We start from the raw sequence: 20,076 nt of genomic DNA on the forward strand, positions 1-20,076 counted from the left end.
GACAACAGGGCGGCTCCAGCAGTTCCGAGTATTTCTTCGTGGATTGCGGAACTTCCGGCGTCCAGTTGGTGTCCGCAGCGCACGAAACGAAAAGGCACGGATTTTTGTCCGTGCCTCTGAGAACCGAGAACTTTTTAGATGTCCAGGTTCTTCACGTCCAGCGCGTTTTCCTCGATGAATTTCCGCCGCGCCTCGACGTCCTCGCCCATCAGCGTGCTGAAGATGTTCTCGGTCTCGGCGATATCCTCGAGCTTGACCGAGAGCAGCGTGCGCCGCTCCGGGTCCATGGTGGTCTCCCATAGCTGCCCGCTCGACATTTCGCCAAGGCCCTTATAGCGCTGGACGGTATAGTCCTTGCGGCCCTCGTTCAGGACGTACTCGAACAGCTCGCGCGCGGTCTGCTTCTCGACCTCTTCCGTTGCGGCCGTCTTCTTCTTCGAAACCGCGTCGCCCTTCGGCGATTTGCTTCCCGCTTTTTCGCGGTCCGCCTTCTCCGCGTCGCTCGCTTCTTCGCCCTGGGCGCTTCCGTTCTTCGAGACCGCCTGGACGACGAACGGCGGCTGCAGATATTCCTTGATCCCAGCGTACTTCGACATCATCTGGCGGAATTCGGGCGTGGTTGCCAGTTCCCAGTTCACCACGCGCTCGGCGCCCTGAGAGTCCACGAAGTGCAGCTCCCACAGGTTGTGCTCGTCGTCGTACTTCAGCTCGTAGGACTTGATGCCCTGATCCTTGGCGATGCCCTTGAACTGCTTCTCCAGCGCGGACAGCTTCTTGGGCGGCGTCTTTTTCTCGCCCTCGAAATCCACGCGCTTGGTCAGGTCGGCGCGGGGCAGCACCTCGGTGATCTTCTCGTTGCGGACGTGCTTATCCACTTTGTCGAAGAAGCCGAGGTACTCGTTCAGCGTGGTCATGAACTTCGCGAGCTGCGCGCCTTCCATCTTGGCGGCGCCCTCGCCGTAGCGCACGATCATGCCCTCGGCTGCGCGCTTCACCATCACCTTCACGAACTCGCGGTCGTCCTTGATGTACTGCTGCGACTTGCCCTTCTTGATGGAGTACAGCGGCGGCTGCGCGATGAACACGTTGCCGCGCTTGATCAGCTCCGTCATGTGGCGGAAGAAGAACGTGAGCAGCAGAGTGCGGATGTGCGAGCCGTCCACGTCGGCGTCGGTCATCAGGATGATCTTGGCGTAGCGCAGCTTGGCCGGATCGAAGTCTTCCTTGCCGATGCCGGCGCCCAGCGCCGTGATCATGGCGCGGATCTCCTCGTGCCCGAGCATCTTGTCGTAGCGGGCCTTCTCCACGTTCAGGATCTTGCCCTTGAGCGGCAGGATGGCCTGGAAGCGACGGTCGCGGCCCTGCTTGGCCGTCCCGCCGGCCGACTCGCCCTCCACCAGGAACAGCTCGCAGCGCTGCGGATCGCGCTCCGAGCAGTCGGCCAGTTTGCCCGGCAGGCCGCCGCCGTCCAGCGCGCCCTTGCGGCGCGTGAGATCGCGGGCCTTGCGCGCCGCTTCACGCGCGCGCGCCGCCTCGATCGCCTTGTTGATGATCTTGCGCGCCACCGGCGGGTTCTGCTCGAAGTACGCCCCCAGGCGCTCGTTCAAGAACGCCTGCACCACGCCCGCGATGTCGGAATTCAGCTTGCCCTTGGTCTGGCCTTCGAACTGCGGCTGCGACAGCTTGACGGAGATGACCGCCACCAGGCCTTCGCGGACGTCGTCGCCCGTCAGGCTCTCCTTCACGTCTTTGAACAGCCCGAGTTGCTGGCCGGCGTAATTGATGGTGCGGGTCAGCGCGGTGCGGAAACCCGACAGGTGCGTGCCGCCGTCCACCGTGTTGATGTTGTTGGCGAAGGCGAACACCGTCTCCGAGTAGCCGTCGTTGTATTGCAGCGCGATCTCCATGGTCACGCCGCTGCGTTCGGCTTCCATGTAGATCGGCTTGTCGTGCAGCACGCTCTTGCCGCGGTTCAGGTGCTTGATGAACTCCGCGATGCCGCCGTTGTACTTGAACTCGACCTTCTTGGCCTCGCCGGTTTTGGGGTCAGTCTGGCGCTCGTCGGTGAGCGTGATGGTCAGGCCCTTGTTGAGGAAGGCCAGTTCGCGGAGGCGCTGCGCCAGCGTGTCGAAGTTGTAGTCGGTGGTGGTGAAGATGGTCGTATCAGGCTTGAACCACACCTTGGTGCCGCGCTTGCGCGCTGCGCTGCCCGTCTTCTTCAGTTTTGATGTCGGCTCGCCCTTGGAGTACGACTGCTCCCAGGTGGAGCCGTCGCGCCAGATCTCCAGGTCGAGTTCCTCGCTCAGGGCGTTGACGCACGACACACCCACGCCGTGCAGTCCTCCGGAAACTTTGTATGTAGAAGAATCGAACTTGCCGCCGGCGTGCAGCATGGTCATGACGACCTGCGCTGCGGGAAGTGTTTCACCATCCACGTCCATGTCGTCCACGGGGATGCCGCGCCCGTTGTCGATCACCGTGATGGAGTTGTCGATGTGAATGGTGGCGTCCACCTTATCGGCGAAGCCGGCCAGCGCCTCGTCCACCGAGTTGTCCACCACTTCGTACACCAGATGGTGCAAGCCCATCTCGCCGGTCGAACCGATGTACATGGCGGGGCGTTTGCGCACCGCCTCCATACCGCCCAGCACCTTGATGGACTCGGCGGTGTAATCGCTCTCGCCGTTAGTGGCGCCGTTCGCGACGCCGTTCTTCTTCGGTTTGGTTTGCTCTTTGGCCGTCGCCACAACCGATTCTTTCGTCGCCAATTGGACTCCCGTCGATGTCGAGCGGAGAGCCCTCACCCGGCTCTCCAGAAATCCGCCATCCAGACAAAATTCGAGCGCTCACCGGGTGATTTTTCACCCGGCTCGGAGAAACCTCAAATTGTTGAATTTAAAGTCACTTAGGAGGCGCTCGAGCAATGTTTATTGTAACACAGCAAGCCCTGTTTTTTCGCCGCAAGAGGCAGCTAAAAGCGGCGTGTTTTCAGCGGCTTGCAATGGTACAAAAAGACATGTCGCATGTGACCTTCATCGGCTTTGTCGCCGGCGCGCTGACCACCGTTTCTTTCGTGCCCCAGGTCGTCAAGAGCTATCGCACCAAGCGCTGCAACGATCTTTCCGGAGGCATGCTTCTGGCCCTCACCAGCGGCGTCGTACTTTGGCTTGCCTACGGATTGTTTCTGCGCTCGGCGCCGATCATCAGCGCCAACGCAGTCACGCTCGCACTGCTGGTCGCGATCATCGTCATGAAAACCCGTTATCACGCCACCTGACTCGTAATCTTCTGAAACATCACCGGTGCGATCGCATCTTGAAAGGCAGATTTCATGATTATCGACCTCAGCCACGTCATCGAACCCGGCATGCCGGCGTATCCCGGCCTGCCCGAACCGAGGTTCCGCACTTTTCTCGCCCACGGCGACGCTGCGCGCCACGCCCACTACGCTCCCGGTGTGAGCTTCCAGATCGCCGCCTACGACTTTGGCGGCAACACCGGCACCTACGTGGACGCCCCGTTTCACCGTCATCCGAACGGAGCCGACCTGGCGGGCGTTTCGCTGGACAAGCTGGCCGACCTTCCCGGGGTTCTGATCGGAGCTCACGAAGACGGTCCCATTGGGCCGGAAACATTCCGCAGCTTCGACCTGCGGGGACGCGCCGTGCTGCTCTACACGGGATGGTCGCGGCGCTGGGGAGGCGACTACTTCCGCAGCGGCCCGTACCTGACCGGTGACGCTTGCGACGCCCTGATCAAGGCCGGCGCCGCGCTGGTCGGCATCGACTGCGCCAACATCGACAACATGCAGGATCCCGCGCGCCCGGCGCACACGCGGCTGCTCGCCGCAGGCACCCCCATCGTCGAGCACCTGACCAACCTGGGTGCCCTGGCAGGCCGGGGCTTCCGATTTTCCGCCGTGCCGCCAGCAATCCGCGGCGGCACTTCATTTCCTGTTCGCGCATTCGCGGTGTGCGATTGAGGTGAGGTTATGGACGTCGTCAATCTGAAAGAAAAGCTATCGCGGTTCTCCGAGCAGTGGTCACCCAAAATCGTGGGCGAGGTCAACGATTGCTACGTCAAGCTGGTGAAGTTCCAGGGGCCGTTCGTCTGGCATCACCACAACAACGAGGACGAGCTGTTCATGGTGGTGAAGGGCAGCTTCCGCATGTGCCTGCGCGACGGGGACGTCACCATCCGCGAGGGCGAATTCTTCATCGTGCCGCGTGGGGTCGAGCACATGCCCGTCGCCGACCAGGAATGCCACGTCCTGCTGATCGAGCCGCGCACCACCCTGAACACCGGCAACGTGCGCAATGAGCGGACACTCGAGGCGCTAGATAGGATCTGAGGCTGCATGATGCAGGTGCGAGGGCAGGGCGCCCGCCGCCGGCCTCCTGCTTCCTGCCTCCTGCCCGCTCACATTTGACCCATTCCCGCCGCGCACGCTAAAATCATTGGGTTTGCCTGTAGCACCAATCCCTACAGTCAGCACTGGTTCTTAGCTAGCACGGAGGAATCCTTATGTACGCGGTCATCCGCTCCGGCGGGAAGCAATATCGGGTCGCACCCGGCGACGTGATCCGGGTGGAACGGACGCCCGCCGACGGCGGCCAGGTGGTTTTCAGCGACATCCTTGCCGTCAGCCCCTCCGATGGACAGATCTCGCGCCCGCAGAGCGGCGCGCAGGTGATTGGACGCGTGATCGAGGAGGGGCGCGGCGACAAGGTCCTGGTCTTCCATTTCAAGCGCAAGAAGCAGTACAAGAAGCTCGCCGGACACCGCCAGCCCTTCACCGCGGTCCGCATCACCGAGATCGCCTTCGACGGCCAGAAGTTCACCGCTCCCGAAGAGCCGGTCAAGCCGAAGAAGGAAAAGAAGGCCAAGCCCGAGACGCACGAGCCCCGCGAGGTCGGGGCCGCCGCTCCCGAGCACAAGGCCGAGAAGAAGGCAGCGCACGCCAAGAAAGCGGCTCCTGCGAAGCACGCGGCGCCGCACAAAGCCGCCGCGCACAAGAAGCCGGCGGCCAAGAAGCCGGGCAAGGGCAAGAAGAAGTGACGGCGGTTTGCGGGCGTCTGAGCCCGCAGCCGTCATCCTGAACGAAGTGAAGGATCTGGTATGGCACACAAAAAAGGTTTAGGCAGCTCACGCAACGGCCGCGATTCGAATGCTCAGCGGCTGGGCGTCAAGGCGTTCGGCGGACAGCTCGTCCCCGGTGGCAGCATCATCGTGCGTCAGCGCGGCACACGCATCAAGCCGGGACTCAACGTCGGCCGCGGCAAGGACGACACCCTCTTCGCCAAGGTCACCGGCGTCATCAAGTTCGTGGACAAAGGCTCCAGCGGCAAGTTCGTCATGATCGAGCCCGCACCGGCGAAGGCGTGACCTCGCCGGTGTCATCCTGAGCGACGGCGCCGACCCTGAGAATCCCTGAGTACAACAAAAGCCTCGCCTTCCGGCGAGGCTTGTTCTTGCTGACGACCGCCGGCTAACGACCGCCGACTGGTTTCATCACGTACTTCCCGTGCGCCGCACCCGCTTCCACGTAGCACCACGGGATCAGCGCGTCGTGGGTAAAGATGACCAACCATCCCTGCGGCACGGATTCGCTGTAAAACTTCTTTTTGCTCTCGATCACGTCCAGCGGGAACAGGTCGTATCCCATCCCCCAGGTCAGGTCGAGGTGCGACGTGGTGGGGATCAGGTCGCTGACGTAGCACGCCTTCTTGCCGCCGCTAGTGATGATCACCGCCTGCATGTGCGCCGTGTGCCCGCGGAACACCTTGGTCTCCACCCCCGGCACGATGGGCGAATCCCCTGCCAGCAGCTTCATCTGCCCGCTCTCCACCAGCGGATCGTAGTTGGGGCTGAGGTAGCTGACCCGGTCGCGTTCCAGTTGCTTGTGGCCGTGCTCCACTTCCCCCAGCGGCGCGTAGTACGTGGCGCGCGGGAAGGTCGGCACCACCTTGCCACCCTTGTAGTGCGTGTTCCAGCCGCAGTGGTCGAAGTGCAGGTGGGTGTTGATGACGATGTCGATCTCCTCGGGATCGACGCCGCCGGTCTTCAGATTCTCCACCAGCCGCGCCTGGGGGCCGTAGATGCGCTGCGTCTTCTCGTCCAGTTTGGGCCCGATCCCGGTCTCGACCAGGATGGTGTGCTTGCCCGTGCGGATCAGCACCGAGTTCAGACCTGTGGTGACCCGGTTCTTGCTGTCGGCCTGTACCTTCCGCTCCCACAGGGCCTTCGGGATGTAGCCAAAGAATGCCCCGCCGTCCAGCCAGTAGGTACCGTCCGAGAACATCTCCAGTTCGAAATCGCCCAGCGACATCTTCCGCGGCCCCTGGAATGTGACATCCGGCGCCGTGCTGATTGCATCGGTACTCATTGCGTTCCTGCCTGCGCCCCCTTCAGGTTTTTGTCGAAGTGGTCAAGGATTCGATGGAAGACGTGGTCGCGCGCCACCGGCCCGCTGATGCCGTGCGTCTTCCTGGGATAGAGCATCAGCTCGAACTGCTTTCCTGCGTCGATGAAGGCCTGCACCATCTGCATGGTGTTCTGCACGTGCACGTTGTCGTCGCCCGTCCCGTGGACCTCGAGCAGCGCACCGTGCAGTCCCGCCGCTGTGCTTGCCGCCGCACTCTTCTTGTAGCCTTCCTCGTTGTCCTTGGGCAACCCCATGTAGCGTTCGGTATAGATGCTGTCGTAGAGCCGCCAGTCGGTGACGGGAGCGACCGCCACGCCGGCCTTGAATGCCGTGGTGCGGGTCAGCGCCCACAGCGTCATGGTGCCGCCGTAACTCCATCCCCAGAATCCCACCCGCTCCCGGTCGAGCTGTGGGTATTGCGCCAGTGCCTGCTCCAGCGCTGCCATCTGGTCCCTGACCTCCATCTCGCCGAGGTTGCGTTTCAGCACCGCCGTGAACTTGCGCCCTCGTCCCTTGGTTCCGCGGTTGTCTACGATCAGGGTGGCAAATCCGTGTTGCGCCAGCACATTCCCGAACAGAATGTCAGTGCTATTCCAAGCGTCGCGGACCGCTTGCGCTCCCGGCCCGCCGTAGGGGCTCAGGATCAGAGGCACCTTGCCCGCCGCGTTCGGCGGAATCAGCAGCGTAGCGTACAGCGCAGTGCCGTCCTCGGCCCTGAACTCGACAAACTTCGGCGCCAGCAGGTGGTAGCCCGCCACGCTCCTCGGCTCCCAGATGGGCGTGCACGATGCGCCGACGGTGCACAGGTTGGTCACCGCCGGGAACATCTGGTTCGAATACGTATCCACGTAGTGCCGCGCCGTCTCGTCGAAGTTCGCCGTGTGCGTGCCGTCCGGCTGGGACACGCGCTGCATCGGCTCCGTGCCGTCCAGCTTCACCCGGTAGAGCTGCCGCTGTCGCAGGTCGTTGGCGTTGGCGATGAGATACACCTGGGCGTTCGCCTCGTCCACACCCTTGACCCCGAAGGTCTCGAACTCACCCTTCGTGAGCTGCCGTTCCAGCCGCGCCGGTGTCAGCAGCGGGTTTCCCTTGTCAAAGCTGTACAAGTACAGGTGCGTGAAACCGTCGCGCCAGTTCGACCACAGGAAGCGGCTTCCGCTCTTCAGGATACGGAAATCGTCGCTGACTTCCACCCAATCCTCGCTGGTCTCCTTGAGCATGAGCTGCGTCTTGCCACTGGCCAGGTCGATGAAGTAGATGTGCAATTCGTTCTGCGCGCGGTTGAGCACCTGCGCCCACACGATCCTGTCCTTCACCCACCCGAAGCGCGGGATGTAATAATCCTTGCCCCACTCCTTGGGGATGGGCAGCGGCGCCCAGCGCACGCTGCCGCCGGCCACTTTCACCACGCCTACCCGCACCACCGGGTTCGGATCGCCCGGCTTGGGATACTTCTGCATCTCGGTCTTGGTGGGCAGCGCGATCCAGTCCACGATCGGGTAGGTCGGAACCTGCGTCTCGTCCATTTGCAGGAAGAGGATCTCCTTCCCGTCCGGCGACCAGAAATAGTTGCTGCGGACCTCCAGCTCTTCCTCGTACACCCAGTCCACTTCGCCGTTGAGCAGGTTCTCGTCGGTGTCCTTGGTAAGCGCGCGCGGGGCTCCCCCCACGACGTTTTGTACGTACAGGTTGTGCTTGCGCACGTAGGAGATCAGCTTGCCGTCAGGCGAGAACTTCGGGTCGCTCGCCGGCTCGGCCGCCTGCGTGATCTGCACCGCCGTTCCGCTATCCAGCGAATACGCCCACAGGAAGCCATCGGCATCGAACAGCAGATGCTTGGAGTCGGGCGCCCACTGGTATCCCTCGACCGAATACCGCTCCCGCCGTTCTTTCTGTTCTTCGCTGGCCTTGGTGGGAGCCTTCAGCGTTGCCATTTTTTTCGCCGGCACCAGAACCGCCCTCCGGCCGCTCGCCAGGTCCACGTACCACAGGTCGCCGCGCGCGCCCGCATCGTCGCGCTGCACGAATGAGACTTTGGCGCCGTCCGGGCTCCACTGCACCGACTCCGGTGCGCGGCCCGTCACCCCGCCCTCGGCGAAGATATTTTCGATGGTAAGTTCCTGCGTCCCGGGAGCGGCCGCCGGCGGTTGTTGCGCGGCCGCGGCGCAGGCCAGAAGGATTACACATACAAAAAGGCGCTTCACCAACACGACCTCCGGTAGAGAGGCAAACGGGAAAGCATACCAGCCGCCAGTCATCAGTCGCCAGCGACGCCGGTTCCACCGCGCAATTCGCTTTTCTCTTTCGCCGGTACTAGCATATGGGCATCAAAGCACGGGGAGGCCCCGATGAGCGCCGAAACCGACGATCGCAGCCAGTCGCACGATGAGCTCGTGGAAGTGTTCGGTACCAAGGAAGAGTCCGAAGCCATGGTGGTCCGCGGGCTGCTGGAGTCGGCCGGGATCGAGGCCATCATCACCGCTATCGACGCTCCGCAAGACATCCTGCCCGGCGTCGGGGGCGTGATCGTCCGCGTCAGTCCCGAACGCGCCGAGGAGGCGCGCAGCCTCATCGAGGACTACCGCGATAATGCGCCGACGGATGAAGACGAGGGCGGCCTCAACGACGATTCGGCAGCATAGGCTCGACTGACTTCCCATCCAGGTAGAAGGTCACCGCTCCCACCATGTCCGTGCGGTACGTGCGCACGCCCGCGCCGTGCAGCCGTTCCAGCACCTCCACTTTGGGATAGCCGAACGGGTTGCGGCCTCCCACGGAGATCACCGCGTAGCGCGGCTGCACCGCGGCCAGAAGCTCCGGCTGGGTGGACGTGGCGCTGCCATGGTGCGCCACCTTTAGCAGGTCGGCGCGCGGGTGTAATGCCGCCACGCCCCGCTCCATGCGCTTCTCCGCGTCGCCTTCCAGCAGCGCTGCCGTGGCCCCATACTCCACGCGCAGGACCAGCGAGTCATCGTTGCGCGCCTTCTCGCTTGCGTCCCAGTCCTGCGGCGGCGAGAGCACCTCGAACGTCGCTCCCCCGAACTCGAAGCGCTCGCCCGCCCGGCGCCACACCACCCGGACGCCGGCGGCTTTCGCGATCTTCAGCAGTTCCTGCATCTCTTTGACCTGTGGCTGCGAGCCGATCCAGAGCTCGCGCGGCCCGAAGTTGGCGATCACGGACGGCAGCCCGCCCATGTGGTCGGTGTGCGCATGTGTCAGCGCCACCGCATCCAGCCGCGTGATGCCCCGCGACCACAGGTAGGGCGAGACCACGTCCTCACCCACGTCGAAGCTGCTGCGCGCGTCGCTGCCCGGCGAACCTCCCGCATCCAGCAGCAGCTTCCGGCCCTGCGGCGTGACCACGAAGTGCGAATCGCCTTGTCCGACGTCCAGCGTCGTGATCTCCAGCACGCCCGGCCGCACCTGCTCGCGCGGCGGCACCAGTGTGATCCACGCTGCCGACGCCACCAGCAGCGCGACTCCCGTGACCGCCATTCCGCGCTTCTGCCGCACCAGCACCATGCACAGCGCGAAGGCGATGCCTCCCCCCACCGCGGCCGCCAGCGACGGCGTCGCGATCCGCACGTCCGCCACCGACCACCCGCCCAGCAGCCGCACCACCGTGGTGATGGCGTGCAGGACGACCGCCGTCGCTCCGATCGCGACCTTCGCCACGCCCAGCCCCACGTAGCTGAGCAGCACGGCCACGATCGCCACCGGCATCAGCAGCGTGGCCAGCGGAACCACCACGCTGTTCGCGGGAAGCGCCAGGATGGCCGCACGATGGAAATACACTGCCATGGGCAGCGCCAGCGCCGCCTGCATCAGCGCCGCGATGACCAGCAACTCGAAGGCTGCGACCGTAGCGCGCACCGCTCCCAGCAGCAGCCCCCGACCCAGACGTCTTCCCAGCAGTTCTCCCAGCCGCTCGGCGACCATCCGGAGGTCGACGCGGAATTGTGCCAGCCGCGGGGACAGCGTCATGTCGTAGCTGATCGAATCCAGGTAGCGCAGCGCCTTGCGATACGGCTCCGAAGTGCGCTCCAGCAGCGGCACGCCGATCCCGCCAATGGCCAGCACGGACAGGAAAGTGAGCTGGAAGCTGGCGTCGAAAAGCGCCTTGGGATCCAGCGCCAGCAGCCCAAGCGCGGCCGCTCCGACGGCGTTCAGCGGAGCCCGTTCGCGATACAGCAGCCGCGCCCCCAGGTAAAGCCACAGCATCAGCGTCGCCCGCAGGATCGGCGGGCCGGCATCGGTCAGCAGCGCATATGTCCCCGTCGCCAGTGCCGCGGCCACAGTGGTCACGGCCTCGGACGCCCTCAGCCGGCGCAGGATCCAGAACACCACCACCGCCAGGATGCCGACGTTCATCCCCGATACCACGAGGATGTGGTACGTCCCGGTCCGCTGGAAATCCACGCGCGTGTCGCGATCGATGTAGGACTGCTGGCCGATCAGCATGGCGTAAAGCACCGGCGCATCCTTCGCTCCCCAGAGCTGGACCGTGCGGGCCATCAGCGAGCGCCGCGCACGGTTGCGCCAATCCTCCAGCCGCGAGCCGCCGAAGCCCTCCAGCCGCTCCACCGTGTCGGCCTTCGCCGTTGCCATCGCGACGATGCCTTGGCTCAGCAGATAGCCTCGCGCATCCCACGCCCCGGGATCCTGATAATTCGCCGGCACGCGCAGCTTCGCCGGGAAGCGCAGCCGCTCGCCGTAAAGCAGGGGCGGGCCGCTGTCCTCTCCGTAGAATGTGATCCGCAGCCCGGCAGTGATGGGTTCCGGAGCGCCCCCGCCGGCGAGTTCCTCGGTCTCGATCTCGACCGCCTGCCGTTCCTTGCCGAATTTGGGCGGACGTTCCACGCCGTCGCGCACTACGTGGCCGGTGATTGTGACCTCTCGTCCATCGCACCAGCGCGAGAGGTCGGGCACGCTCCTCGCCGGAGTGGCGACCTGCGCCTCGAGCGCTCCCAGACACACCACCGCCATCGCCGCCAGCGCGGCCGCCGGCCATTCACGTTTTCTCAGGAAATATGCCGATGCGCCGCACGCCGCCGCGAAGCCCACCCACCACCACGTCTCCGGCCTCCACGCCCGCGTGCCCGCAATGATCCCTCCGGCGAACGCCAGCGCCACCCATAGCACCGGTTCCCGGCTGCGTAGAGACACACGCCCTCCGCGAAACTCTTGATCCTATGGCTTCCATCGGCAGCCCCGCTGTGACGCAGGACAACACGTGCGGTGACTTCCTCGGTTGCCCTCCGCGCCCTCTGTGGCTAGAGCCTTCTGACAACGTCTCCCGCCGGCAGCGCGTCTCGCATCTCCCGCACCGTCCGCTTGAACACGGGATGCCTCGCCTCGGGTGCGATCTCCGCCAGTGGTTCCAGCACGAACCGGCGCTCGTGCAGGTCCGGATGCGGGATGGTGAGCCCCTTGGCCTCCACCACCGACGAGCCGAACAGCAGGATGTCGATGTCGATGCTCCGCGGCCCTTTTGTCTGCACCCGCTTGCGTCCCATTGCTTGCTCGATGTCGAGCAATCGACCCAGAAGTTGCCGCGGCATCAGTTCAGTCTCCAGCTTCACCGCGCAGTTCAGGAACCACGGTTGTTGCTTCCTCTCGACCGGCTCGGTTTCGTAGTAGGAGGACACGGCGGCCACAGTCCCCAGCGTGCCCAGCTTCTCGATGGCCGCATCCAGGTTCGCCTTGCAATCGCCTACATTCGACCCCAGCGACAAGTAAACCGTCTTTTTCACGTGCGCATGATTCTACGCATTTTCCGATCGGCCTCGGCAGTCCCCTCACCCGATTACTATCGGGAGTACCCCCATTGTTGCCGTTTCCCCGCTGGACTATATTCCGCCTTAGGCCATGAGCAGCCCGCGATTGACGAAACCCGATGACGCGCTCTTCGTCACGGATGTGCAGAAGCGCGTCCAGACCCTGGAGGACCGCGATTTCCAGCTTTGGTCCATCGTGGTGCTGGTGGTCATCGTGTTGGCGGCCGGCCTCGCCATGCTGCTGTTCCCCAACGTCCTGTGGAACAACCGCATCATCCGGGCCGACGCGCGCTATCTGCCCCAGCTCCTGTACGGCCTGATCACGCTCGTCATCCTTTTCAATATCTACCTGCTGAAGCAGCGGCTGCTGCTGCGCCGCACGCGCGAAGAACTGGTCCACCAGCTCATGTACACCCGCGCGGTCGAGCAGCTCACCCTCACCGACCCGCTCACCAAGACCTTTAATCGCCGCTATCTCGACGAGGTCATCTCCAAGGACATCCAGCGCGCCGACCGCCTGGGCACGATTCTCACCCTGGTCATGATCGACGTGGACGACTTCAAAGCCGTGAACACGCGCTTCGGCCACCTCATGGGCGACCGGTTGCTCAACGAGGTCGCCAATGTCCTGCGCACCACCTTCCGCGGCTCCGACACCATCGTCCGCTATGGCGGCGACGAGTTCCTGATCATCCTGGAGAGCCCTCGCGAGCACGAAGCCGAGAGATCGCTCCAGCGCCTCGTCGCCAACGTGGCCGCCTGGAATGCCGCCAACACCACCCTGGACTACAAGATGGGTTTGAGCTGGGGGGTGGCGAAGTACGAGAAGGGCAAGAAGATCGAAGACGTTCTCGACGAAGCCGACCGCAGGATGCTCGAGGACAAGAAGTCCTAGTTCTTCCTCTTCGTCGGACTCCAGATTCGCCGCCTCATCCCGATGACAGCCCAGGATTCTTGCGGAAGGGGATTACGCCGGGGGCCCGGCCGGGGACGAGAGGTAGGCGGGCGCCGCTTCCGGCGCTTCGTCGGCCGTGGTTTCCTCCCATAGCGAGTGGTCGCGCAGCAGCCGGCTGACCAGCGCGGTGTGCATGGCATGTCCGGCGCGGTCGGCGACCACGCGTCCGCGGATCTGCCGGCCCAAGAGCGCCAGGTCCCCGATCAGGTCCTGCACCTTGTGGCGCACGAATTCGTCGCGATAGCGCAGCGGCGGGTTGGTGATGCCCTCCCGTGTCAGCACGATCGCATTCTGTTCCGACGCCCCGCGGATCAGTCCCATGTTGCGCATCGCATCGGCCTCGTGCAGGAATCCGAAGGTTCGCGCCGGCGCGATCTCCTGCTGGAACGCGCCGTTGTTCAGCTCGATCTCGAAGGTTTCGTTTCCGATCAGGGGGTGCGGGAAGTCGATGTGGTACGACACCGAGTACCCGCCGTGCGGATACACGGCGATGAACTTGTCGCCCTCGCGCAGCTCGATCTCTTTGCGGATGCTCAGGTAGGTGCGCTTGCGTCGCTGTTTTCTCAGCCCGGCGCCCAGCACCATGTCCACGAATGGCTTTGCGCTGCCGTCCAGGATGGGAAGTTCCAGGTTGTCCAGCTCCACGATGGCGTTGTCCACTCCCACCCCGATCAGGGCCGCCAGCAGGTGCTCGGTGGTGGAGATCAGCACGCCCTTCTTCATCAGGCTGGTGGCATAGCTGACCTTGGCGACGTTTCGCCCCGTGGCCTCCACCTCGAAACCGTCCAGGTCCACCCGCCGGAATACCACTCCAGTTCCCGCTGGCGCGGGCAGGATTTGCAGGCGCACAGGGGCTCCGCTGTGCAGCCCTACACCTTGACATTCCACTGCCTTACGGATTGTCTGTTCGAAGCTCAAGGCTTGTTTGATGAATAGATTACCGCCAATGCATCAAAGCCGTATGTGGCAGATTTGCCACAGTTCGTGGCGCGATTGGAGGGCTCTGTGGCTGTGGCTGATTTGCCACAGATTGTGGGGTTGAATGAACCTGGGCCGGGCATCCTAGCCCGGCGTTTGCTGGCGCTCAGCGACTTTTCTTTTGCAGCGGATCGTAGGTCACTGTCGCTTCAAACTGCGAATCCGGCACGCCGACGTTATACGAGGTGCTGTCGATGAACCTCTGCCGCGTCACGTCGCCATTGTGGCTGGTAACCAGGCTGCGCGGCGTCTGGATGCCCTGCACCACGTGGTAGTTCCCGTAGCTCTCGGCTTCTTCATTGATGTACTTCGTGTCCGTTTCCCGCCACTGGTAGCTCTTGCGCACCAGCAGGTGGCTGAAGGAATCGATCGAGAAGGTCACAGACTGGTTCTTTGCGTTCATTATGGTGACCTTATCCACCTGCTTCTGGTCCGCGATGCCCGTGCCGTCGTAGAACATCAGCGTTCCCGGATCCTTCAGCCAGCGGCGCAACACGACCTGCAGCGAGTACTGATGGTTGCGCAGGTACGTCCTCAAGTCTTCCGGATCTTCCGCCCGGGTGCCCTTGTAGGTAGTCTCGTATCCTTTGTCGCCGTTGTGGATGTAGATCACGTCGCGCTGCTTGGTGAATTCGACGCGTTCCATGTCCGGCCACTTCCAGAACAGCCAGTAGCGCACGCTCGTGCCGGAGGGGTTGCCATGATAGAAGGCGGCGCTCCGGCCCTGCTGGGTCATGTCGGTGTAGGTAAGGAAAGCCTCGCCGCCCATGGCCTGGATCATCTGGTTCAGGATGGCGCGCGCCTTCTTCGCCCCGGCGTCTTCCGGGATCGGCGTCTGCGCAGGCACACCCTGTGCCCCCGCAGCTTCACACAAAACCAGCAGAACGATTGCCAAAAGGATTTTCGATCTCATCGGTTACTCAGGTTAGAAGCTCAATACGCCTTTGCCGCTGCTCGATCACAAATCGAAAATCGCAATGATCCGATCAACCGATCAGGACCGCTCCGCCGTTCACGTTGAAGATCTCCCCCGTGATGAACCCGGCGTGCTCGGTGCACAGGAACAGGATCGGCGCCGCGATCTCCTCCGGCTTGCCCACGCGCCCCAGCGGGATGGTCCGCAGCGCCCGTTCCCGCATTCGGGGGTCGTTCAGCGCCGGAGCCGCCATTTCCGTGTCTACCCAGCCCGGCGCCACGCAGTTCACGTAGATCTTGTCGGGCGCCAGTTCGGTCGAAAGTCCCTTCACCATGCTGATCACCGCGCCCTTGGTCGCTGCGTAGTCGCAGTGGAACGCCTCTCCGCGCTGTCCCGCGGTCGAGCTGACGATCACGATGTGCCCGCCCCCGCCCTGCCGTTTCATCTGCCCCACTGCGTGCTTCACCAGCCCGAAAACGCTGTCCAGGTTGATGCCGATGGACCGCCGCCACTGCTCATCGGTCATCTCGTTCACCGGCACGTCATCCGGCGGCCAGATGCCGTGGTTCACCACCAGGCAGTCCACCCTCCCGAACTTCTTCGCCGCCGCTTCGATCAGCGATTTGGCGGATTTCGCCGTGTCCAGGTCTGCCTGCACCGCCGCACAGCGCTTCTCGCCGCACTCGCGCACCACGTTCCGCGCGGTACCGGCGGCCTTCTGATAATTGAAGACCACATTCGCGCCCGCCGCCGTGAACATGCGCACGCAAGCCGCCCCGATCCCCCGCGACCCGCCGGTGATCAGCGCCACTTTCCCCTTCAGCGACAGTTCGACTCCACTCTTCATGCGAATTGGGAATTATATGGGAAGCGCCGAACGGCGGATGGCGGACCGCTACTTCATCCCCGCTTTCGCGCACGCCGCCGCGTGGATGAAGGCCCGGAAGATCCCCAGAGACGCCGCCTCCTCGATGGTGCGTTCCGGATGCCACTGGATCCCGAGCACGAAGTGGTGCGGATCAACGCCCTCGACTGCCTCGATCGTCCGATCTTCCGGGCACCGCGCCACCACCCGCAATCCGTCTCCGGCCGTGGCCGCCGCCTGGTGGTGGCTGGAGTTCACCACCAGTTCGCGCCGCTCGTCGAGGAACGGTCCAATGATCTCCGCCAGCTTCGACTTTGCCTCCACCTGCACACTATGGGCCTTCGGTACCGTGCGGCCCGCGGCGTGGTTCACCGCCGTCTCCAGGTGCTGCACCAGGCTGCCCGTCTGGTACACGTTCAGCATCTGCATGCCGTAGCAGATCCCCAGGATGGGCTTGCGCAGGTTGTAGGCGTCTTGCAGCAGGAGTTCGTCGGCCATGTCGCGGCGCGCGTCGGTCTCGGCTGTCTTGGGATGGCGCGCTGCCCCGTATTTGGAAGGGTCGATATCCGCCTTGCTCCCCGGCAGCAGCACCGCGTCGCATTGCGCCAGCTTCTTGGCGATCTCGTCCGGGGAGAGCTCCAGTCCGATCACCACCGGCCTGCCGCCGGCCTTTTCGATCGCGCTCACGTACTGTGGCAGTGCTCGCGCGGCATACTCGGGGTCGAGCGAATGCGGCATCGGGATGGCGATTCGCGGGTTCATGGCGCCAGTCTTACGCTCAGTCTACGACTCCTTCTTTTCCGGCCCGCAACCCTCGCGCACCGTCTTCTCCAGTTTGCCGCTCTTCTCCTGCTGCAACGCCCGATCGGCGGCCCGCGACTTCGCGTCCGGCTGCTGCTTCAGGATGTTCTGATACCCGCGCAGCGCCGCTTGCACGCCCGCCCAACTTGAGGCGCCGGAATCTGCGGCCGGGTGTTCGATAACGTGCGAAGCTGCGGCAAACGTGTAGACCATGGCCAGCGCTGGCGCGTACTTATATTTCTCCTGGATCCACGGCATCGCGCCGTTACACAGCGTCACCGTGATGTCGGGCACCTCGATGATGCGCTGGAACAACCGCCGCGCGTCGTCGGTGAGCGAGCGGTCGAGTGGGTTCTGCTCCAGCTTCTTGGCGAGCTCGATGATCTCCTTGCGCTCCTGCGGCGTGGACGGCGCTGCGCTCTGCGCGTGAGCGACTACGCCGGATAGAACCACGACCAGACCGAGCACCCAAACCATCGGACGACGCATACCTCTCCTCCGCGCTGATTATCACAAATAGCCGGGCGAACTGATACTAACCCGCCGGACGGGGGCGTGACTCGCTCGCTTGGTAGAATAGGTGGTGGAGATGTGGGCCTCGGATCGCAGTTCCTGATGCAGTTCACCGAAAAATACGACGTCGTGGTTGTCGGCGCTGGACACGCTGGATGCGAGGCCGGAATGGCCGCCGCCCGCATGGGCCTGAAGACCGCCCTGGTCACCCTCAATCTAGACCTTATCGCGCAGATGTCCTGCAACCCCGCCGTGGGCGGCATCGCCAAGGGACACCTGGTCCGCGAAGTCGACGCCCTGGGCGGCATCATGGGCCTGGTCACCGACGCCGTCGGCATCCAGTTCCGCCTGCTCAACACCTCGCGCGGCCCCGCCGTCTGGTCGCCACGCGCCCAGTGCGACAAGCAGGCCTACCGTGTCAGGATGCGCCAAGTGCTGGAGTCCGAGCCCAACCTCAAGATCAAGCAGGCTGAAGTCTCCGACCTGATCGTCGAAGATCTAGATGGGTGTCATCCTGAGCGAAGCGAGGCGCAGCCGAGCGAAGTCGAAGGACCCCTATCCCAACGAGTATGTCGGGGGATCAGGCTTCGCGACGGCCGCTCCTTCGCCGCCGACGCCGTCATCATCACCACCGGCACCTTCCTCAACGGCCTGATCCACTGTGGCGAGCAGACTTACCCCGCCGGACGCAGCGGCGAGCCGCCCTCGCAACTGCTCGGCGAATCGCTCAAGCTGCTCGGCCTGCGCGGGTGCCGCCTGAAGACCGGCACGCCGCCGCGCCTCGACGGACGCACCATCGACTGGTCGCGCTTCGCCCCCCAGCCCGGAGACTCCGAGCCCACGCCCTTCAGCTTCCGCACCGAACGCGTCGCCCACCACGACCACCAGGTCGCCTGCTACATCGCCTTCACCACGCCGGAGACCCACCGCGTCATCCGCGAGAACGTGCACCGCTCGCCCATGTACTCCGGCCAGATCAAGAGCATCGGCCCACGCTACTGCCCCTCCATCGAGGACAAGATCGTCAAGTTCCCGCACCACGACAAGCACCAGATCTTCCTCGAGCCCGAGGGGCTGAACACGCACGAGATCTATGTCAACGGCATGAGCACCTCTCTGCCCGTGGACGTGCAGCTCGCCATGGTCAAGTCCGTCCCCGGCCTGGAGACCGCGGAGATGCTCCGCCCCGGCTACGCCATCGAGTACGACTCCATCGATCCCACCGAGCTCGAGCGCACGCTGGAGACCAAGAAGATCGCGCGCCTCTTCCTCGCCGGCCAGATCAACGGCACCAGCGGATACGAGGAAGCCGCCTGCCAGGGCATCATGGCCGGCATCAACGCCGCGCTGAAGGTGAAGGGCGAGCCGCCGCTAGTGCTCGACCGCACCGAGGCCTACACCGCCATCCTCATCGACGACCTCATCTCCAAAGGCACCAACGAGCCCTACCGCATGTTCACCTCGCGCGCCGAGTTCCGCCTGCACCTGCGCATCGACAACGCCGACCGCCGCCTCACCCCGCACGGCCGCCGCGTCGGCCTGGTCAAGGACGACCACTGGCAGCTCTACCTCGCCAAGCAGCAGCGCATGCAGGCCCTCCGCGATCTGCTGGAGAAGACGCGCGTGACATCCGAGATGTTGGAGAGGATCGGTTCTCTCCAGCAGTGTCATCCCGAGGGAGCGTCAGCTCCCGAGGGACCTGCTGTTGACCTCCGCGCCAGCATCGGCGCCCCTCTCGCTCAACTCCTCAAGCGTCCCGAGCTCCGGATCGAGCAGCTCGCACCCGTACTGCGCGACATGATTCCGGGATTTTTCGACCGCGCTCCCTCCGAGTCCTCCGCGTCCGCCGTGGTGAATTCCGAATTGCGCGCCGTCGAAACCGAGCTCAAGTTCGCCGGCTACTTGCAGCAACAGGAGCGCGCCATCGAGCGCCTCAAGAAAGCGGAGCAGCGCCTCATCCCTGATTGGTTCGATTACGCTTCGGTGAGTGGTCTATCCCGCGAGATGAAGGAAAAGCTGCAGCGGGTCCGTCCCCGCACCATCGCCCAGGCCTCGCGCATCCCCGGCGTCACTCCGGCGGCCGTGAGCCTGGTGAACGTCTACATCGAGATCCAGGGCCGCCGCGCGCAGCAGCCGTCCGCGTAGCCAGGCCTCACCCTCGTTCGAAGGCGTGCTTCTTCTCCAGCTCATCCGCGGCCTGCCGCGCTTCCGCCCGAATCGCCTCCGCCTGTGCCGCGAGCTTCTCCGTCGCATAGGCGAACTCGTCTTCGACGCGCAGCAGTCCGCCCAGTCCCCGCGCCGTCTCCAGCACCTTGCCCGCGTTCGCGTTCAGGTATTCCAGGTCCACGGGATCGGCCAGCCACACTCGCTCGTCACTGGCGCCCCGGCCGAGCGTGTTCCAGTAGACCTTGCGCTTCAGGAACTCGCGGATCGCCTCTTCGCTCGCCTCCGCGAACGCCCAGCGGTTGCGCTTGAAGTCGTAGGCGCGGCTGGAGAGCGGCACCGGCAGCCGCTTCGGAGACCTCACGAACTCCAGCTCCTTCGCGTCCACCGCTTTGCGCAGCGTGTTCACCGCCGGCGATTCCGTCTGCTGCGGCTCCAGTGACGGCAGGACCTCCCGCACCGTCTGCGTCATCTGCAACGCCACCAGCGCATGATGTCCCCGGCCGTCCTCCAGCCGGATCTCCCCGTGCAGCACGAGGAAATCCGCTCCGGCCGACGAGGGTTTGAATGGCCACTCCAGCGTGATCGTCAGCGGCAGCCCCGCCAACGTCACGCAATACCGGCTAGTCTGATTGGCTTGTGCACTCATCGCGAATTGAAGATTCTAGCCGTGAAACTGTGTGG

General features: G+C 64.1%; 19 protein-coding genes. 8 read left to right on the forward strand and 11 right to left on the reverse strand.

Annotated elements, in window-relative coordinates; translation table 11 throughout:
* Positions 1-134: 134 nt before the first annotated feature.
* Positions 135-2,768: a DNA topoisomerase (ATP-hydrolyzing) subunit B gene (gene gyrB, locus LAN37_11885; protein ID MBZ5647909.1), complete on the reverse strand. Its 2,634-nt coding sequence runs from the start codon at positions 2,766-2,768 to the stop codon at positions 135-137.
* A gap of 248 nt (positions 2,769-3,016) precedes the next feature.
* On the opposite strand from gyrB, the gene LAN37_11890 reads away from it, so the two are divergent.
* The 5 genes from LAN37_11890 to rpmA all read left to right on the forward strand — a co-directional run bounded on the left by LAN37_11890 (position 3,017) and on the right by rpmA (position 5,385).
* Complete coding sequence (locus LAN37_11890) at positions 3,017-3,277, forward strand: SemiSWEET transporter (GenBank protein MBZ5647910.1); 261 nt, start codon at positions 3,017-3,019, stop codon at positions 3,275-3,277.
* Between the two features lie 54 nt (positions 3,278-3,331).
* Positions 3,332-3,982 (forward strand): cyclase family protein, encoded by a 651-nt coding sequence (locus tag LAN37_11895; GenBank protein MBZ5647911.1) that lies wholly within the window; start codon positions 3,332-3,334, stop codon positions 3,980-3,982.
* A gap of 9 nt (positions 3,983-3,991) precedes the next feature.
* Entirely contained in the window at positions 3,992-4,351 is a 360-nt protein-coding gene (locus LAN37_11900; GenBank protein MBZ5647912.1) for a cupin domain-containing protein, read from the forward strand.
* Between the two features lie 173 nt (positions 4,352-4,524).
* A complete protein-coding gene (rplU, locus tag LAN37_11905; GenBank protein MBZ5647913.1) occupies positions 4,525-5,058 on the forward strand; it encodes a 50S ribosomal protein L21 in 534 nt (177 codons plus the stop codon).
* Between the two features lie 60 nt (positions 5,059-5,118).
* Positions 5,119-5,385 carry a 50S ribosomal protein L27 gene (gene rpmA / locus LAN37_11910; protein ID MBZ5647914.1) on the forward strand — a complete coding sequence of 89 codons (267 nt, stop codon included), beginning with the start codon at positions 5,119-5,121 and terminating at the stop codon, positions 5,383-5,385.
* Positions 5,386-5,488: 103 nt separating this feature from the next.
* On the opposite strand, the gene LAN37_11915 is transcribed toward rpmA, so the two are convergent.
* The gene (locus LAN37_11915; GenBank protein MBZ5647915.1) at positions 5,489-6,385 is read right to left on the reverse strand and encodes an MBL fold metallo-hydrolase; all 897 of its coding nucleotides are present in this window, start codon (positions 6,383-6,385) and stop codon (positions 5,489-5,491) included.
* The gene (locus LAN37_11920) at positions 6,382-8,628 is read right to left on the reverse strand and encodes a S9 family peptidase (protein ID MBZ5647916.1); all 2,247 of its coding nucleotides are present in this window, start codon (positions 8,626-8,628) and stop codon (positions 6,382-6,384) included. Before LAN37_11920 ends, LAN37_11915 begins: the two co-directional genes overlap by 4 nt.
* A gap of 144 nt (positions 8,629-8,772) precedes the next feature.
* On the opposite strand from LAN37_11920, the gene LAN37_11925 reads away from it, so the two are divergent.
* Positions 8,773-9,066 carry a DUF2007 domain-containing protein gene (locus LAN37_11925; protein MBZ5647917.1) on the forward strand — a complete coding sequence of 98 codons (294 nt, stop codon included), beginning with the start codon at positions 8,773-8,775 and terminating at the stop codon, positions 9,064-9,066.
* On the opposite strand, the gene LAN37_11930 is transcribed toward LAN37_11925, so the two are convergent.
* Both LAN37_11930 and folK read right to left on the reverse strand, forming a co-directional pair.
* Positions 9,044-11,590: a ComEC/Rec2 family competence protein gene (locus LAN37_11930; protein MBZ5647918.1), complete on the reverse strand. Its 2,547-nt coding sequence runs from the start codon at positions 11,588-11,590 to the stop codon at positions 9,044-9,046. The genes LAN37_11925 and LAN37_11930 overlap by 23 nt on opposite strands.
* A gap of 107 nt (positions 11,591-11,697) precedes the next feature.
* Positions 11,698-12,177, reverse strand: a complete 480-nt coding sequence (folK, locus tag LAN37_11935) for a 2-amino-4-hydroxy-6-hydroxymethyldihydropteridine diphosphokinase (protein MBZ5647919.1) — start codon at positions 12,175-12,177, stop codon at positions 11,698-11,700.
* Between the two features lie 130 nt (positions 12,178-12,307).
* On the opposite strand from folK, the gene LAN37_11940 reads away from it, so the two are divergent.
* The gene (locus LAN37_11940; GenBank protein ID MBZ5647920.1) at positions 12,308-13,096 is read left to right on the forward strand and encodes a GGDEF domain-containing protein; all 789 of its coding nucleotides are present in this window, start codon (positions 12,308-12,310) and stop codon (positions 13,094-13,096) included.
* A 72-nt stretch (positions 13,097-13,168) separates the two neighbouring features.
* Here the strand turns inward: LAN37_11940 and lpxC are convergent, their stop codons facing one another.
* From lpxC to LAN37_11965, 5 genes are all read right to left on the reverse strand, one after another.
* Positions 13,169-14,074: a UDP-3-O-acyl-N-acetylglucosamine deacetylase gene (gene lpxC / locus LAN37_11945; protein ID MBZ5647921.1), complete on the reverse strand. Its 906-nt coding sequence runs from the start codon at positions 14,072-14,074 to the stop codon at positions 13,169-13,171.
* Positions 14,075-14,240: 166 nt separating this feature from the next.
* Positions 14,241-15,029: a hypothetical protein gene (locus LAN37_11950; protein MBZ5647922.1), complete on the reverse strand. Its 789-nt coding sequence runs from the start codon at positions 15,027-15,029 to the stop codon at positions 14,241-14,243.
* Between the two features lie 91 nt (positions 15,030-15,120).
* Positions 15,121-15,897: an SDR family oxidoreductase gene (locus LAN37_11955; GenBank protein ID MBZ5647923.1), complete on the reverse strand. Its 777-nt coding sequence runs from the start codon at positions 15,895-15,897 to the stop codon at positions 15,121-15,123.
* A 48-nt stretch (positions 15,898-15,945) separates the two neighbouring features.
* Positions 15,946-16,677: a gamma-glutamyl-gamma-aminobutyrate hydrolase family protein gene (locus tag LAN37_11960; protein MBZ5647924.1), complete on the reverse strand. Its 732-nt coding sequence runs from the start codon at positions 16,675-16,677 to the stop codon at positions 15,946-15,948.
* Between the two features lie 21 nt (positions 16,678-16,698).
* Entirely contained in the window at positions 16,699-17,205 is a 507-nt protein-coding gene (locus tag LAN37_11965) for a hypothetical protein (protein ID MBZ5647925.1), read from the reverse strand.
* Positions 17,206-17,331: 126 nt separating this feature from the next.
* On the opposite strand from LAN37_11965, the gene mnmG reads away from it, so the two are divergent.
* Positions 17,332-19,374 carry a tRNA uridine-5-carboxymethylaminomethyl(34) synthesis enzyme MnmG gene (mnmG, locus tag LAN37_11970; GenBank protein MBZ5647926.1) on the forward strand — a complete coding sequence of 681 codons (2,043 nt, stop codon included), beginning with the start codon at positions 17,332-17,334 and terminating at the stop codon, positions 19,372-19,374.
* A 7-nt stretch (positions 19,375-19,381) separates the two neighbouring features.
* Here the strand turns inward: mnmG and LAN37_11975 are convergent, their stop codons facing one another.
* Positions 19,382-20,041: a hypothetical protein gene (locus LAN37_11975; protein ID MBZ5647927.1), complete on the reverse strand. Its 660-nt coding sequence runs from the start codon at positions 20,039-20,041 to the stop codon at positions 19,382-19,384.
* Positions 20,042-20,076 lie beyond the last annotated feature (35 nt).

Source organism: Terriglobia bacterium, from assembly GCA_020073495.1.
In the GTDB taxonomy this organism is placed as follows: Bacteria; Acidobacteriota; Terriglobia; order Terriglobales; family Acidobacteriaceae; genus JAIQFD01.

Bases quoted from the DNA above. Each gene is read 5' to 3' on its own strand.
- rplU (MBZ5647913.1), top strand. From the start codon at position 4,525: ATGTACGCGGTCATCCGCTCCGGCGGGAAGCAATATCGGGTCGCACCC.
- LAN37_11900 (MBZ5647912.1), top strand. From the start codon at position 3,992: ATGGACGTCGTCAATCTGAAAGAAAAGCTATCGCGGTTCTCCGAGCAG.
- rpmA (MBZ5647914.1), top strand. From the start codon at position 5,119: ATGGCACACAAAAAAGGTTTAGGCAGCTCACGCAACGGCCGCGATTCG.
- LAN37_11915 (MBZ5647915.1), bottom strand. From the start codon at position 6,385: ATGAGTACCGATGCAATCAGCACGGCGCCGGATGTCACATTCCAGGGG.
- LAN37_11960 (MBZ5647924.1), bottom strand. From the start codon at position 16,677: ATGAACCCGCGAATCGCCATCCCGATGCCGCATTCGCTCGACCCCGAG.
- LAN37_11925 (MBZ5647917.1), top strand. From the start codon at position 8,773: ATGAGCGCCGAAACCGACGATCGCAGCCAGTCGCACGATGAGCTCGTG.
- LAN37_11895 (MBZ5647911.1), top strand. From the start codon at position 3,332: ATGATTATCGACCTCAGCCACGTCATCGAACCCGGCATGCCGGCGTAT.
- LAN37_11965 (MBZ5647925.1), bottom strand. From the start codon at position 17,205: ATGCGTCGTCCGATGGTTTGGGTGCTCGGTCTGGTCGTGGTTCTATCC.
- mnmG (MBZ5647926.1), top strand. From the start codon at position 17,332: ATGCAGTTCACCGAAAAATACGACGTCGTGGTTGTCGGCGCTGGACAC.
- LAN37_11975 (MBZ5647927.1), bottom strand. From the start codon at position 20,041: ATGAGTGCACAAGCCAATCAGACTAGCCGGTATTGCGTGACGTTGGCG.
- LAN37_11890 (MBZ5647910.1), top strand. From the start codon at position 3,017: ATGTCGCATGTGACCTTCATCGGCTTTGTCGCCGGCGCGCTGACCACC.
- LAN37_11955 (MBZ5647923.1), bottom strand. From the start codon at position 15,897: ATGAAGAGTGGAGTCGAACTGTCGCTGAAGGGGAAAGTGGCGCTGATC.